Origin of the sequence: Streptomyces sp. NPDC087422, assembly GCF_044744145.1 — a bacterium.
GTDB lineage: Bacteria > Actinomycetota > Actinomycetes > Streptomycetales > Streptomycetaceae > Actinacidiphila.
In genome coordinates, this window is sequence record NZ_JBIUXT010000006.1 from 219,773 (window position 1) to 234,354 (window position 14,582).

Sequence of the window (14,582 nt, forward strand, 5' to 3'; positions counted from 1 at the left end):
GGCGGCGGGGGCGCCGCCGTGCGAGGGGCGTCAGTCGGTGAGGACGGTGACGCGCAGCGTCAGATTGAGGCGTCCGCCGCTCAGCCCGACGGCCGGATCGCCGGTGTGCGGAAGGACTTTGGGCACCCCGTGGAATGCGTAGCGGGACGGCCCGCCGAAGACGAAGAGGTCACCGGAGGCCAACTCCACGTCGGTGTACGGCTTTCCGCGCGTCTCGGTGTTGCCGAAGCGGAAGACGCAGGTGTCGCCGATGCTCAACGACACCACCGGGGCACCGGACTTCTCGTCCTTGTCCTGGTGCATGCCCATCGTGGCGCCCTCGCCGTAGAAGTTCACCAGCACCGTGTCCGGCGCGTACGCCGCCCCCGCGGCCCCGTCCTCGTACGCGTCCGCCACCGCCTGGCGGCCCAACTCGCCGAGCCGCTCGGGGAAGGCGGCGACCCGGGCGCCGTTCACGTCGTGCGCGATCCGCGAGTACGCGTACGGGCTCCAGTGCCAGCCCAGACACATCGTGTGCACCGACATGACGCCGCCGCGCGGCAGCCGGGTGCGCCGCATCGGCACCGGGCCGCGCGCCCACGCGCGGCACGCCGCCACCAACTCGGCCTGTTCCTCGGGGGAGAGCCAGCCGGGCACGTGGACGGCGCCGGGCGCGGGCCGCGAGCGCGGCCGGGGGATGAGCGCGTTCACGCCGCGCTCCTGGCCCGCGCCTCGCGCAACAGGCGGGCGATGACGTCGAGTTCGGCCGCGACCAGGCGCTCGGCCGCGTCCGCGTCGCCGTCGAGCACCGCCGCGACCAGCGCTTCGTGACCGCCAGGACCCGCGGTCCCCAGGGCCAACAGGGCCTCGCGCAGCGCGGGTGCGAACTCGGCGAACAGATCGGTGAGTACGGGATTGCCGGCCGCGGCCACCAGCGCCGCGTGCAGCGCGAGGTCGGCGTCCGCGCGGGCCGCCGGATCGGCGGCGGCCTCCGGCCGGGCGGCGCGTGCGGTGGCCGCGAGCGCCGAGGCCAGCGCTGCGTCGAGCGCCGTCGCGTCCTCGCCGGTACGGCGCCGCGCCGCCAGCCGTACGGCCCGCGTCTCCAGCAGTGCGCGCACCTCGTGGACGTCCGTCGCCGCCGCCCTGCCGAGCTTGGCCGACCACTCCTCGACCGGTTCCGTGGCGATGACGAACACCCCGGCGCCCTGCCGGGTCCGCAGCTGCCCGGCACCGGCCAGGGCGCGTACCGCCTCGCGGACCGTGGACCGGCCGACACCGAGCGACGCGGCGAGCGCCGTCTCGCCCGGCAGCCTGGCGCCCACCGGCCAGCGCCCCTCGGCGATCTGTTCCCGCAGGCGCTGCGCGGCCTGCTCGACGAGCGGACTGGGGCGCAGTGATCCGACGGTCATCGGCGTCTCACCTCGCAGGTCTCAGGTTCTCTGAGGAGTCGTCCCAAGATCAGTTTACTCGGGGCCACAGGGACGGCGACCCGAGCGGGACGGCGGCCGAAAGCGGGGCTCGATGCGCGGGCTCGATGCGCGGGAGGGGCGCACGGGCCCGGTGCGCGGGAGGGGCCTCAGGGCTTGTAGATCTTCCCCGGCTCCGGCTTCGCGGGGGCCATCAGCTCCGGCACGGTCACCAAGGTGTAGCCCTCAGCGCGCAGCGAGTCGATGATCCCCGGCACCGCGGGCACCGTTCCCTTGTAGAGGTCGTGCAGCAGGATGATCCCGTCCCGGTGCGCGTCCTTGAGGATGCGCTTGTGGATCAGCGCGGAGTCGGTGGTCGCGTAGTCGCTCGCCGTGTCGTTCCACAGCACCAGCGACAGGCCCAACTCCTTGGAGATCTTGGCGACTTCCTTGTTGGTGCGGCCCTGCGGCGGGCGCATCAGCGTCGGCCGCTTGCCGGTCAATTTCTCGACCGCCGTGTTGAGCCGGTCCAACTCGGTGCGGATCTCGGCCGGTTTGAGATCGGTCAGCCTGCGGTGGGTCCAGGTGTGGTTGCCCAGCACATTCCCGTTCCGCCCCATCTGCGCGACCAGGTCCGGGTACTTGTCCACGTGGTTGTGGCCCAGCAGGAAGAAGGTGACCCGCACCTTCTTCTCGTCGAGGACCTTCAGCAGCGCGGGGGTGTGCTCACTGGGGCCCGCGTCGAAGGTCAGCGCGATGCACTTGGCCTTGCGGCAGTCGACGGCTCCGGCGGGCAGCGCCGCGTCGGCCCCGGCCTTCTTCGCCGCCGAGTTCCGCGCGCTGCGCGGGGACTGCGTGTCATAGGTGGTGCACCCGCTCAGCGCCGTCGCCAGCGCCACCGCCGCCACCGCGGCTCCGGCGCACCGGCGTCGTATGGCTGAGGGCGTTCCTGGCATGGCGGGTCCTCCGGGTCTGTGCGTGGGCGCGCCGCGCGGTGGCTCGGAACGGCACCGCGCGGCTGCGTACGGCTGCTCGGCACGGGGCTCCGCCCGGCCCGCCGCGCGGGCTCGCCGGGCGACATCCGTGCGAAGTCTGTATGTCCGCTCTGTGTCTGCTGAGCGGACGGAGACTCACCCTACACACCCGCTATGTACGGCATGTATAGCGGGGTGTTTCGGCCACGCCGCAGGTGGGACAGGGGTGCCCCGGTGCATGAATGTCCGTTGTGTCGACACTTCGGGCAGAACCGGTCGCCCTCGGGCCATATCGAAAAGGATCTTCGCGCAAAACAGCGCGCGACCGATCGGTTCCAGTGTGTACTGGGCACGGCCCGCCCCCGGCGGCCCGCCGTCCCGCCGTTCCCTGATCCTCCGAGGCCGATTCGATGATCGAGATACCGGACCTGGCCGTCGCCGGCCTGGCCGCCGGGACCGTGTCCGCCTTAGTGCTCGGCGGCGGCCTGCTGCGCTCCTTACGGCACAGGACCCGGCAGCGTGCGGAGATCGCCGGGCTGCGGTCCCGGCTCGACGAGGCGCGGCAGGAGACCGAACGGGTCACCACGGCCGTCGCCGCCGAGATCGCCCACCTGGCCGCCGCGCGCATCCCCGCCGAGGCCACCCGCGCCGCCCACCCGCACGTCCGGGTGCCGGGACCGCTGCACCCCGGAACCCTCGGCGGCCGGGCCACCGCGGACGGCGAATCCCCGGACGGCCGACCGCCGCACCCCGACCCGCCGCACCCCGGACCCCCAGCCGCTGAACGCCCGGCCCCCGGACCCCCGCCCGCCGACATCGAAGCCGCCCTGGGGGACGTCCTCACCGCCGTCCTCGCCGCGACCGCCCGGGAGCGCGAGCGGGTCGACGCAGCCGCCCGCGCGGGCATGCGCGGCGCCACCCGCGACATCCAGGCCGGGCTCTACCGCCTCCAGGACGTCCTGCGCGGACTCCAACAGCGTTACGACGAGCCCGAGTTGGCCCAGACGCTGTTCGCCCTCGACCACGAGAACGAGCAGTCGCTGCGCCGCGCCCAGGTGACGGCCGTGGTGTGCGGGGCCTGGGTCGGCCTGGCCCGCGAGGAGTCGCACCTGGTCGAGGCGGTGACCGGCGGCCAGTCCCGGCTCGTCGGCTACCACCGCGTCCGGGTCAACAACCACCTCGAACCCGGTACGGCGCTGGTCTCGCACGCCGTCGAGCCCGTCGCCATCATCGTGGCCGAGCTCTTGGACAACGCGCTGCGGCACTCCGCGCCCGACACCGCCGTGGTGGTCAACCTCGAAGCCGTCCACCACGGTGTCTCCGTCACCGTGGACGACTCCGGCGTCGGCATGGCCGCCGACGAGCGGGCGTACGCGCAGAAGATGGTCGCGGGCACCGACCCGATCCTGCTCTCCGACCTCGGCGACCCGCCGCGCATGGGCCTGGCCGCGATCGGCCAGCTCACCCGGCGCTTCGACCTGTCCGTCGACCTCTCCTCGCCGTCGCCCTACGGCGGCGTCCGGGCCGTCCTGCTGGTCAGGAAGCACCTGCTCAGCCATATCGACCCGGTCGAGCAGCCGCCCGCCGCCAGCACGCCGCGCTCCACCCGCCCGGCCGTCGCGGACGACGGCGCGCCCGACCCGGCCCACGCCCGCGCCGGGTCCCCGGCGGACACCGCCGCGGAGGTGCTGCCGCAACGGCGACGCAAGGCCCGCGCCGCCCACGGGAGGGCGGCGGCGAACGGGACCGCCGCCGCGCCCGCGGCACCCGCCCGCACACCGGAGGAGGCCGCCGCGGCCCTCGGCGCCCTCCAGGCCGGAACCGCCGCGGCCAGAAACGCCGTCGACACCGAAGGGAACGACCCGCGATGACCAGCCGCGACACCGGCGACACCGCGTGGGTGCTGGATCCGATCCTGGAGATCCCGCATGTCACCGCCGCCGTCCTGCTCACCAGGGACGGTCTCGTCTCCGGGTACTCGGAGGCGCTGTCCCAGGCCACCGCCGAGCGCACCGCAGCGATCACCAGCACCGTCCAGGGCGCCTGCCGTACGGCCGCCGCCGCCTTCGCGGACCGGACCGACGCGCGAATCCGGCAGGTGGTGATCGAGTCCGACCACGGCTACATCCTGGTCGCGCCCACCGAACACGGCACGTGCGTGGCCGCGTTCGGCGGTCCCGAGGTCCGCCTCGACCTGCTCGCCCACCGGGTCCACTCGCAGGTGGCCAGGCTCGGCGAGAAGGCCATGACCGCCGCGCCCCGCGCGGGCGATGGCGGCACCGCGGAATGACCGGCCGCCGGACCGGCCGCCCGCTGGTCCCCGCCTATCTGTCCACCGGCGGGGTGGCGCGGCCGAGCCGGGACAGCCTGGAGCGGCTGTCGGTGCTGACCAGCACCGACGCCGACGGCGCGATTCCCGCCGAACTCCCCGCCGCCCAGCACGCGTTGCTGGAACTGCTGGACGGCGGATCCCTCACCGTGGTGGAGACGGCGGCCCTGCTGGGGCTGCCCGTCTCCGCCGTCCGGGTACTCGCCGCGGAGCTGACCGACCGGGGGCTGGTCAGCGTCCGTCCGCCCGTACCCGTAGCCGACCTGCCGGAACCCGACCTGCTGAAGAGAGTGGCCGATGGCCTCCGCGCCCTCAAGCACTGACCCCCACCGAGGCGACGTACATCTGCCGGACAGCGCCCGCGAGTTGGTGAAGATCCTGGTGGCGGGTCCGTTCGGGGTGGGCAAGACCACGCTGATCGACTCGGTCTCCGAGATCCGCCCGCTGCACACCGAGGAACACCTCAGCGAGGCGTCCGCCACCGTCGACGACCTCGACGGCGTCCGTGACAAGACCACCACCACCGTCGCCATCGACTTCGGCCGGATCAGCATGGCGGGCGGCGTCGTCCTGTACCTGTTCGGCACCCCGGGGCAGGAACGGTTCCGCTCGCTGTGGGCCGACATCGCGTACGGGGCGCTGGGCGCGCTGGTGCTGGTCGACACCCGCAGGATCAACGACTCCTTCGACGTCCTCGGCCTGGTGGAGGAGACCGGCCTGCCGTACGCCGTCGCGCTCAACACCTTTCCCGACGCGCGGACGTACACCGAGGCCCAGTTGCGGCAGGCGCTCGACCTGGAGCCCGGCACGCCGATGGTGGCGTGCGACGCGCGCGACACCAACTCCTCCGTCGACGCGCTGCTCGCGCTGGTGCAGCACCTGATCGACCGCAAGGACGCCGACCCAACGCCCGGAGCCCTCTGATGAATCACCCTCCCGCAGCGCCCCCTCCCGCGCCCGCCGCGCCGTCTTCCTCCCCATCGTCCTCCTCCGCGCCCGCCACCCCCGCCGACACCTTCGCCCGGTCGGCGCCGGTCCGGCTCTGGGAGGACGGCTTCGCCGCCGACCCGCACCGCTACTACGCGGCGCTCAAGGCGCAGGGCCCGCTCGGCTGGGCCGAACTCGCGCCGGGCGTACCGGCGTACGTCGTCACCGACCGGCGCGCCGCGCTCGACCTGCTGCGTGACGCGGAGACCTGGTCGCACGACCCGCGCCCGTGGGAGTCCACGGTCGCCGAGGACGCGCCGATCCTCGGCATGATGCGCTGGCGGCCCAACACCCTGTTCTCCGACGGCGACGCGCACGTCCGCTACCGCCGCGCCTTCGCCGACGCGGTCGACCTGGTGGAACCCGCCGATCTGCGCGAGCGGGTGCACCGCGCGGTGGACATCCTGATCGGCCGCTTCGGACCCGTCGGCCACGCCGACCTCGTCGCGGACTTCGCCCGCCCGCTGATGTCGCTGATCTTCAACAACCTCTTCGGGCTGCCGGACAGCGAGAGCGGCCGACTGGAGGTCGCGCTCGGCAAGATGATGGAGGGCGGCGTCCAAGCGGCCGAGGGCGAGGCCGAGTTCGGGGCGTACGTGCTCGGACTGATCGCCGCCAAGAGCGAGACCCGCGGCCCCGACCTGACGAGCTGGCTGCTGGACCACCCGGAGGACCTGACGGCCGAAGAGGTGACCTGGCAGGTCTTCCTCACCCTCGGCGCGGGCCACGAGCCGACCGCGAATCTGGTCTCCAACGCGCTGTCGCGCATCCTCGGCAACCCCGACTTCTACACCACGCTGACCAGCGGCTCCCGCCCGGTCATGGACGCCGTCGTCGAGGTCCTGCGGTACGAGACGCCGCTGTCCAACTACGGCATCCACTTCGCGCGCGAGCCGCTGAGCTTCCACGGCGTGTGGGTGCGGGCGGCCGTGCCCGTCGTCATCTCCTACGGCGCGCTGGGCCACTTCGCCGAGCAGGAGTCGGGCGGCGCCCACCACCCGGGCGACGCCTCCCACCTGTCCTGGTCGGCGGGCGAGCACTCCTGCCCGGTCAAGCAGCACACCCTGCTCATCGCCACCGAGGCCATCGAACGCCTCACCCAGTGGCTGCCCGACCTGGAACCGACCACCGACCGCGACCGCCTCACCTGGCGGCCGGGCCCGTTCCACCGCTCGCTGACGGCGCTGCCCGTCCGCTTCACCCCGCGCACCCCCGACCAGACCGGAGACCGCGCATGACCGCGCCCGCCGCCCGTGTGGCCATCGACCCGTTCGGCACCGACATCCCCCTGGAGAGCGCCGAGTTACGGGCGCTGGGCCCGGTGGTGCCGGTCGAACTGCCGGGCGGCATCCCGGCCTGGGCGCCCACCGGCTACGACACGCTCAAGTCGCTGATCCTCGACCCGCGGGTCAGCCGCGACCCGCGGCAGCACTGGGCACTGTGGTCCGAGGTCGGCGACCACCCCGCCTGGGGCTGGGTCCTCGGCTGGGTCGGCGTGGTCAACATGCTCTCCACGTACGGCTCCGACCACGCCCGGCTGCGCAAGCTCGTCGCGCCCAGCTTCACCGCCCGGCGCACCGAGGCGATGCGGGTCCGCGTCGAGACGATCACTCAGGAGCTGCTGAGCGCGCCGGAGTTGGCGGCGGCCGACCGCCGGCCGGTCGACCTGCGCGCCGCGTACGCGCACCCGCTGCCGATGCGGATGATCTGCGAACTCTTCGGCGTCCCCGACCACTTGACGGAGGCGACGGGCACGCTGATCGCCGCCATCATGGACACCTCCGACCCGACCCCGGAGCACGGACGGTTCGTCCAGGAGCAGATCGGTGTCGTGCTGCCCGCGCTGATCGGCCACAGGACCGAGCACCCCGGCGACGACATGACCACCGAGCTGATCCGGATGCGCGCCGAGGACGGCGACCGGCTCAGCGACGAGGAGTTGCTCTACACCCTGCTGCTGGTGATCGGCGCCGGGTTCGAGACCACGGTCAACCTCATCGGCAACGCGGTGGTCGCGCTGCTCACACACCCCGGCCAACTCGCCGCCGTACGGGCGGGGGAGATCGGCTGGGACGCGGTCATCGACGAGGTGCTGCGCGTCCACCCCTCGATCGCGGCGCTGCCGCTGCGCTTCGCGGTCAGCGACATCACGGTGGACGGGGTCACCATCCCGGCGGGCGACGCCATCGTCACCACGTACGCCGCCGCCGGCCACGACCCGGCGCACTACGGGCCCACAGCCGCCGAGTTCGACGCGACGCGGGCCGCCGACGACCATCTCGCCTTCGGCATCGGTGTGCACCGCTGCATCGGCGCCCCGCTGGCCCGGATGGAGGCGCGCACCGCGCTCCCGGCCCTCTTCGAGCGCTTCCCCGACCTCCGACTCGCCGTCCCGCAGGACGAGTTGAAGCAGGTGCCGTCCTTCATCGCCTACGGCTGGCAGCGAATCCCGGTCCATCTGCACGGCTGACGCCGCTGCCGTACGGCCGCACGCGAAGGCCCCCAGCACGTAAGGGCAGCACGTCAAGGCCGCACGTGAGGAGGATCAGCGCGCGCCCTTGGCGGCGAGCGTGTCCAGCAGCCGGGTCAGCGAGCCGCCGAGCCCCCAGCGCTCCGCGAGCGACTCCAGCACCTCGGGGTCGGCGGCCTCGCCCGGCAGCGTCGGATCGAAGTCCGGCAGCGGTACGTCGGCGGCGACGGCCACGACCTTGGGCGCCACGTCGAGATAGGCGGCGGCCTCCACGATGTTGCGCCGCCTGGCCGGGGTCAGCTTGGACATCGGGTCGGTCGCGGCGGCCCGCACACCGGCCAGGTCCCCGTACTCGGTGACGAGTTGGGCCGCCGTCTTCTCGCCGATGCCCTTCACGCCGGGCAGCCCGTCGCTCGGGTCGCCGCGCAGCGCCGCGAAGTCCGCGTACTGCCCGGCCCGCACCCCGTACCGGTCCTGGATGGCCGCCTCGTCGATGACGTCGCAGTCGCCGACGCCCTTGCGGGGGTAGAGCACGCGCACGCCCCGCGCGTCGTCCACGAGCTGGAACAGGTCGCGGTCCCCGGTGACGATCGCGACCGGCGTGCGGGAGGCGGTGGCGAGGGTGCCGATGACGTCGTCCGCCTCGTAACCGGCGACGCCGACCCGGGCGACACCGATCGCGTCGAGCACCGCCTCGATCACCGGCACCTGCGGGGACAGCGTGTCGGGCACCTCCTCGACGCCCTCGGTGTCCTCGACCACGCGGTGCGCTTTGTACGACGGGATCAGGTCCACCCGCCACTGCGGGCGCCAGTCCGCGTCCATGCAGGCGACCAGCGCGGTGGGGGAGTGGTCGGCGACCAGCCTGGCGATGAAGTCCAGCAGCCCGCGCACCGCGTTCACCGGTGTGCCGTCCGGTGCCTTCACCGATTCGGGCACCCCGAAGTAGGCGCGGAAGTACAGGCTCGCGGTGTCGAGCAGGAGCAGTTTGCTGCCGGGCGTGTCGTCAGTCACGGCGCCAGCATCGCACGGGGGTCGGACAGTCCGTCGTACGGTGGGCGGGTGAATCAGGGCCGATACGCCGTACGCCGGGTGGTCTCGCTGGTGCCGTCGCTGACCGAGGCGGTCGCCGCCACCGCGCCGGAACTGCTGGTCGGCGCCACCGACTGGTGCACCCATCCGGCGGACCTCGACGTGGTGCGGATCGGCGGCACCAAGAACCCCGACGTGCCCGCCGTCGTCGCCCTCGCCCCCGACCTCGTGGTCGCCAACGAGGAGGAGAACCGCGCCCCGGACCTGGCCGCGCTGCGGGCCGCGGGTGTGCGCGTCCTAGTCACCGACGTACGGACGCTGCCCCAGGCGTTCGGCGAGCTGCACCGGATGCTGGTCGACGGCTGCGGGGTGCCGCGCCCGCGGTGGCTGGACGAGGCGGAGGCGGCCTGGCGGGGGATTCCGGCGGCGCCCGCGGTCACGGCGACGGCGGTCGTGCCGATCTGGCGGCGGCCGTGGATGGTGCTCGGCCGCGACACCTTCGCCGGTGACCTGCTGGCCCGGCTCGGCGTGCGCAACGCCTACGCCGGACACGCCGAGCGCTACCCGGCGGTCCCGGTCGAGGAGCTGCGGGCCGTGGGCGCCGACCTCGTCGTCCTCCCCGACGAGCCGTACCGCTTCACCGCCGACGACGGCCCCGAGTCCTTCCCCGGCCTGCCCGCCGCCCTGGTCAGCGGTCGCCATCTCACCTGGTACGGGCCCTCGTTGGTGCGAGCGCCCGCCGTCGTGGGGGCCGCGCTGAGGGCGGCGCGCACGTACTGAGACCGGTCAAGCCGGTCACCCCGTGGGCGCCGCCAGCAGCCGGCCGCTCACCGTCCCCCGCAGCGTGCCCGCGCCCGCCGCCAGCCAGGCCACGACCAGCGCCGCGTACAGCCCGACCGCCAGCCAGCCCAGCGCGTGCAGACCGGTGTGCCGGGCCAGGCTCGCCGCGCCGGTCACGCAGGTGCCGACCGGGAAGGTGAAGGCCCACCAGGTCATCGCGAACGGCATCCCGCGCCGGGCCGCCCGTACCACCAGGGCCGCCGCCACCGCGAGCCACAGCAGCGCGAAGCCCATCACCGGGACGCCGTACAGCACCGCGAAGCCGCGCAACGCCGTCGCGTACGGCGCGGGGACGGCGCCGGAGGCCACGTCGGCGCCCTGGCCGACCGCCGTCGTGGACTGCCCGAGCGGACCGAGCACCAGGAAGAGCGTCGGGGTCAGGGCGAGCGGCAGCGGCCCGCGGCGCACCAGGCGCGACCACACCAGCGGCAGCATCGTCAGCGTCGCCAGCAGGCTCAGCCCGAACATCGCGTAACAGCCCAGCAGCAGCGCCTCCCTGGCCTGTACGGCGTCGGCGGGCAGACGCGGGATCAGCGCGGGCCCGGTGGCCGCCGCGACCATCGGCGCCACCACCGGCAGCAGCCACACGGGCGACGCGTCGTCGAGGCCGATCCGGTGTCTGGCCACCATCAGATACGGCACGGCCGCCGCGACCAGCAGCGACGACGCCGTCCCGACCGCCCACAGCGCCGCGTCGACCGTGACCGCCGTACGCTCCCCGAGCACCGGCGGCCCGAGCAGCAGCGTGCCCGCGCCGACGGCCAGCAGCGCCATCGGCAGACAGCCGTAGAACGGCGCCACGGCCGGGTCGCGCAGATGGCGCCGCGCCTGGTCGGTGTGCCAGGCCCAGTGCGCGCAGCGGGCCGCGAGGACCGCGAGGAGCAGGACCGCGGACAGCGCCCACACCCCGGTGCACACGTCCCGCAGCCAGCGCTGCCCGCCCGGCAGCGCCACCCCGGCGTTCGCCACGATCGCCGTCCCCATGACGGTGGCGTACCAGTTGGGACCGACGTGCCGTACCGCGGGGACACGGGTACGGACCTGGGCGAACGGCTGCGCGGCGTGAACAGTGGCCATGCTCCGACCCTCCCCTCCCGCGGGCCGCCCCGGTAGAGCCCGCGAGGCTATGAGGGCATAACGTGGGCTTATGGCTCAGCCGTCCACCGCGCCGCCCCCACCAGGCACTCCGCTCGCCCGCCGGGTCCCCGACCTCGCCGCCATGGAGCTGCTGCTGGCCGTCGCGCGGCTCGGCAGCCTCGGGCGGGCCGCGCGGGAGCTGGGCATCAGCCAGCCCGCGGCCAGCGGGCGGCTGCGCGGCCTGGAGCGGCAGCTCGGCGTGGCGCTGGTCCGCCGCTCGCCCGGCGGCTCGCGCCTCACCGACGAGGGGGCGCTGGTCAGCGAGTGGGCGCGCAAGGTGCTGGAGGCCGCCGAGGCGTTCGACGCGGGCGCGCGGGCGCTGCGCGGCAGGCGCGACTCCCGGCTCCGGGTCGCGGCCAGCATGACCGTCGCCGAATACCTGCTGCCCGGCTGGCTGATCGCCCTGCACGGCAGCCACCCGGACACGGCCGTCTCGCTCGCCGCGGGCAACTCCGCGGCCGTCGCCCGGCAGGTGCTCGCGGGCACCGCCGACCTCGGCTTCGTCGAGGGCGTGGACGTCCCCGCGGGCCTGGACGCCGTCGTGATCGCGCACGACCTGCTGCTGGTCGTGGTCGCGCCCGCCCACCCCTGGGCCCGCCGCCGCAAGGCGCTGACCGCGGCCGAACTCGCCGCGACCCCGCTCGTCCTGCGCGAGGAGGGCTCCGGCACCCGGCAAGTGCTCGACGCGGGCCTGGCGGGACACGGCGGCCCGGCCGTACCGCTGCTCGAACTCGCCTCGACCACCGCCGTGAAGGCCGCCACCGTCAGCGGCGCGGGGCCCGCGGTGCTCAGCGAACTCGCCGTCGTGGAGGAGCTGGCCGCCCGCCGCCTCGTCCGCGTCCCCGTCGCCGGTCTCGACCTCGGCCGGTCGCTGCGCGCGGTGTGGACGGCGGGCCACCGCCCGGCGGGCCCGGCGCGCGACCTGCTGACGCTGACCCGAGGCAAGAGCGGCAAGCGGTAAGAGCTGCGAGGGGCGAGAGGGACGGGCAGCACGGGGGACGGGCGGCCGGGCGGCCGGAAATCGCGGTGACAGAACGGGTGTAACCGGGCTGTGACCGACGCCCTTACGGGATTCTCATGCAGGGGCCATAGGGTGACGGCCGTGACGACGACGACCCCGCCCGGCTGGTATCCAGAACCCGGGCACACAGGCAACGGCCCGGCCATGGAACGCTGGTGGGACGGGAGTACGTGGACGGAGTACACCAGGACCGCGCCCGTCCCGGTGGACGCGGTCCAGCAGCCCTACGCGGGCTACCCCGGCACGCCGGGCTATCCGGGCGACGTCGTGGCCGGCGGCCCCGGCGGCGGCGGTCGCCGTACCGGTGCGGTGGTCATCGCGATCGTGGCCGCGCTCGTCCTGATCGGTGGCGTGGTCGCCGGAATCCTGGTCCTGGGCAAGGACGACAAGAGCGACAAGAACGCCTCGCCGACGCCCAGCGCCTCGGCGCCGCACCGAGGCGAGTCCCGGACACCGCGGTCGCCGGGCGGCGGGTCGCCCGACCCCGACTCCCCGGACGGCTCGCAGGGTCCCGACGGCGGCAGCGACGGCAAGGCTGTGGACGGCTACGACGGCATCAGGCTCCCCGTGCTCAACGGCTGGACCGGCACCTCGGGCGCCAACGGCATCGGCGCCAGCGTGGTCACCGGCGGCTACCCGTGCCCCGGCGACGCCACCAAGGACTGCGTGCGCGGCGGCGTCTTCGCCCAGCCCGCCGAGGCGCTCAAGCTCACCGCGACCGGAGCGGAGGCCGCCGCCAAGGCGGACATCGCGCAGAACGCGGCCGACGCGTACAGCACCGACATCTACGGCGCCACGACCTCGCACCAGCAGATCGCGTCGCAGCCGGTCACGGTCGCCGGGCAGAAGGGGTACTTCGTCCGCTGGAAGATCGTCACGAAGTCCGGCACCAGCGGGTACGTGGAGTCCCTCGCCTTCCCCTCGCCCCGCGACCCGAAGAACATCGCGGTCGTCCGCTTCGGCTTCGACATCGGCTCCAAAGCCCCGAGCCTGGCCGTCATGGACCAGATCACCCAGGGCATCAAGGCCGACAGCAGCGGCGGCACCGGCGGCACGGGCGGCACCGGCGTCTGACCCGCGGCCCGCGCGAGGCCGTACGCGACAGGGGGCGGCGCCCGGACCCCGGGCGCCGCCCCCTGTCGCCTTCAGCGGCTACAGGAACGTCTTGCCCTCACCGCGGTACGTCGGCACCGTCGCCGTCACCCGGTCGCCCTCGACCAGGTGCAACTCGGCGAAGCGCTCGCACAGTTCACCGGCCTTCGCGTGCCGGAACCAGACCTTGTCGCCGATCAGCAGGTCGTCCGCGGGCGACCCCAGCAGCGGGGTCTGCACCTCGCCGGGACCCTCCTGCGGGTCGTAGCGCAGCCCCTCCGGCAGATACGGCACCGGCAGCCGGTCGGGCCCGGCCGCGCCGGAGGCCGGGTAGCCGCCGCCGAGCACGGTCACCACGCCGACGCCGGGCCTGCGCACCACCGGCTGCGCGAAGAGCGCGGCCGGACGGCCCCGGAAGGACGTGTAGTTGTCGAACAGCCGCGGCACATAGAGCCCGGAACCCGCCGCGATCTCGGTCACCGCGTCCTCGGCAGCGGTGGTCTGCACGCTGCCGGTGCCGCCGCCGTTGACGAATTCCAGCTCCGGCGCGACCGCCCGCACCGCGCGGACCGCCTCCGCGCGCCGCGCCGCCAGCTCCTTGCGGGCCGCCGACTGCATCAGCCGTATGGCCCGCGACCGCAACGGACGGCCCGCGACCGCGTCGCCGACCCCCGCGACATGCCCCTCGTACGCCATGATCCCGGCCAGCCGGAAGCCGGGCCGCGCGGTGACGGTACGGGCCAGCGCCGCCATCCGCTCCGGGTCGTGCAGCGGCGAGCGCAGCGCGCCGATCCGCAGCCGACCGCCCAACTTCCGCAGGCTGGTGTCCATTTCGAGACAGACCCGGACGGTCTCGTCGCCGCCGCCGCGGGCCGCGTCGATCAGGTCGAGGTGCGAGACGTCGTCCACCATCACCGTGACGGCGGCGGCCAGCTTGGGATCGGCGGCCAACTCCGCGAAGCCGTCCCGGTCCGCCGACGGATACGCCAGCAGGATGTCGGTGAAGCCCGCGCGCGCCAGCCACAGCGACTCGGCCAGGGTGAACGACATGATGCCCGCGAAGCCGTCGCGGGCCAGCGCCCGCTCCAGCAACGCCCTGCACCGCACCGACTTGGACGCCACCCGGATCGGTTTGCCGCCCGCGCGGCGCACCAGGTCGTCGGCGTTGGCGTCGAACGCCTCCAGGTCGACGATCGCCACGGGGGCGTCGAGATGGGCGGTGGCCCGGTCGTACCGGGTGCGGTCGGCAGCGCGTTCTGACATGTCATGAAGCTTGCCAGACAGGGGCTACCGGGCGGTAGGGGCGTACGGGGCA

General features: G+C 74.2%; 15 protein-coding genes. 9 read left to right on the forward strand and 6 right to left on the reverse strand.

Translation table 11 applies throughout. The annotated features are described in order from the left end of the window. Positions 1-30: 30 nt before the first annotated feature. The 3 genes from ACIO6U_RS21150 to ACIO6U_RS21160 all read right to left on the reverse strand — a co-directional run bounded on the left by ACIO6U_RS21150 (position 31) and on the right by ACIO6U_RS21160 (position 2,341). A complete protein-coding gene (locus ACIO6U_RS21150; RefSeq protein WP_401721207.1) occupies positions 31-690 on the reverse strand; it encodes an alpha-ketoglutarate-dependent dioxygenase AlkB family protein in 660 nt (219 codons plus the stop codon). After that, a complete protein-coding gene (locus tag ACIO6U_RS21155; RefSeq protein WP_401721210.1) occupies positions 687-1,388 on the reverse strand; it encodes a FadR/GntR family transcriptional regulator in 702 nt (233 codons plus the stop codon). Before ACIO6U_RS21155 ends, ACIO6U_RS21150 begins: the two co-directional genes overlap by 4 nt. A 167-nt stretch (positions 1,389-1,555) precedes the next feature. Continuing rightward, complete coding sequence (locus tag ACIO6U_RS21160; protein WP_401721212.1) at positions 1,556-2,341, reverse strand: polysaccharide deacetylase family protein; 786 nt, start codon at positions 2,339-2,341, stop codon at positions 1,556-1,558. Between the two features lie 428 nt (positions 2,342-2,769). Between ACIO6U_RS21160 and ACIO6U_RS21165 the strand changes: the two genes are divergently transcribed. The 6 genes from ACIO6U_RS21165 to ACIO6U_RS21190 are packed head-to-tail and all read left to right on the forward strand — an operon-like array spanning position 2,770 to position 8,145. Then, positions 2,770-4,230, forward strand: coding sequence for an ATP-binding protein (locus ACIO6U_RS21165; RefSeq protein ID WP_401721214.1), 1,461 nt, complete (start codon positions 2,770-2,772; stop codon positions 4,228-4,230). After that, a complete protein-coding gene (locus ACIO6U_RS21170) occupies positions 4,227-4,649 on the forward strand; it encodes a roadblock/LC7 domain-containing protein (RefSeq protein ID WP_355332904.1) in 423 nt (140 codons plus the stop codon). The genes ACIO6U_RS21165 and ACIO6U_RS21170 overlap by 4 nt, the downstream gene beginning before the upstream one ends. Beyond that, positions 4,646-5,011, forward strand: coding sequence for a DUF742 domain-containing protein (locus ACIO6U_RS21175; RefSeq protein ID WP_355332902.1), 366 nt, complete (start codon positions 4,646-4,648; stop codon positions 5,009-5,011). The genes ACIO6U_RS21170 and ACIO6U_RS21175 overlap by 4 nt, the downstream gene beginning before the upstream one ends. Continuing rightward, positions 4,986-5,612 (forward strand): GTP-binding protein, encoded by a 627-nt coding sequence (locus tag ACIO6U_RS21180; protein WP_401721219.1) that lies wholly within the window; start codon positions 4,986-4,988, stop codon positions 5,610-5,612. Before ACIO6U_RS21175 ends, ACIO6U_RS21180 begins: the two co-directional genes overlap by 26 nt. After that, positions 5,612-6,913 carry a cytochrome P450 gene (locus ACIO6U_RS21185; protein ID WP_401721222.1) on the forward strand — a complete coding sequence of 434 codons (1,302 nt, stop codon included), beginning with the start codon at positions 5,612-5,614 and terminating at the stop codon, positions 6,911-6,913. Before ACIO6U_RS21180 ends, ACIO6U_RS21185 begins: the two co-directional genes overlap by 1 nt. Then, positions 6,910-8,145, forward strand: coding sequence for a cytochrome P450 (locus ACIO6U_RS21190; protein ID WP_401721224.1), 1,236 nt, complete (start codon positions 6,910-6,912; stop codon positions 8,143-8,145). Before ACIO6U_RS21185 ends, ACIO6U_RS21190 begins: the two co-directional genes overlap by 4 nt. Positions 8,146-8,220: 75 nt before the next feature. Here the strand turns inward: ACIO6U_RS21190 and ACIO6U_RS21195 are convergent, their stop codons facing one another. Then, positions 8,221-9,159 carry a 5'-3' exonuclease H3TH domain-containing protein gene (locus ACIO6U_RS21195; RefSeq protein ID WP_401721227.1) on the reverse strand — a complete coding sequence of 313 codons (939 nt, stop codon included), beginning with the start codon at positions 9,157-9,159 and terminating at the stop codon, positions 8,221-8,223. Between the two features lie 48 nt (positions 9,160-9,207). On the opposite strand from ACIO6U_RS21195, the gene ACIO6U_RS21200 reads away from it, so the two are divergent. Continuing rightward, positions 9,208-9,957 (forward strand): helical backbone metal receptor, encoded by a 750-nt coding sequence (locus tag ACIO6U_RS21200; RefSeq protein WP_401306835.1) that lies wholly within the window; start codon positions 9,208-9,210, stop codon positions 9,955-9,957. Between the two features lie 15 nt (positions 9,958-9,972). Here ACIO6U_RS21200 and ACIO6U_RS21205 read toward each other — a convergent pair whose 3' ends face one another. Continuing rightward, positions 9,973-11,094 (reverse strand): TDT family transporter, encoded by a 1,122-nt coding sequence (locus ACIO6U_RS21205; protein ID WP_401721230.1) that lies wholly within the window; start codon positions 11,092-11,094, stop codon positions 9,973-9,975. 70 nt (positions 11,095-11,164) lie between these two features. Between ACIO6U_RS21205 and ACIO6U_RS21210 the strand changes: the two genes are divergently transcribed. Beyond that, positions 11,165-12,115: a LysR family transcriptional regulator gene (locus ACIO6U_RS21210; RefSeq protein WP_401721233.1), complete on the forward strand. Its 951-nt coding sequence runs from the start codon at positions 11,165-11,167 to the stop codon at positions 12,113-12,115. Positions 12,116-12,256: 141 nt separating this feature from the next. Next, entirely contained in the window at positions 12,257-13,249 is a 993-nt protein-coding gene (locus ACIO6U_RS21215) for a DUF2510 domain-containing protein (protein ID WP_355332884.1), read from the forward strand. Positions 13,250-13,327: 78 nt separating this feature from the next. Here ACIO6U_RS21215 and ACIO6U_RS21220 read toward each other — a convergent pair whose 3' ends face one another. Next, positions 13,328-14,530, reverse strand: a complete 1,203-nt coding sequence (locus ACIO6U_RS21220; protein WP_355332882.1) for an amino acid deaminase/aldolase — start codon at positions 14,528-14,530, stop codon at positions 13,328-13,330. Between the last annotated feature and the right edge of the window lie 52 nt (positions 14,531-14,582).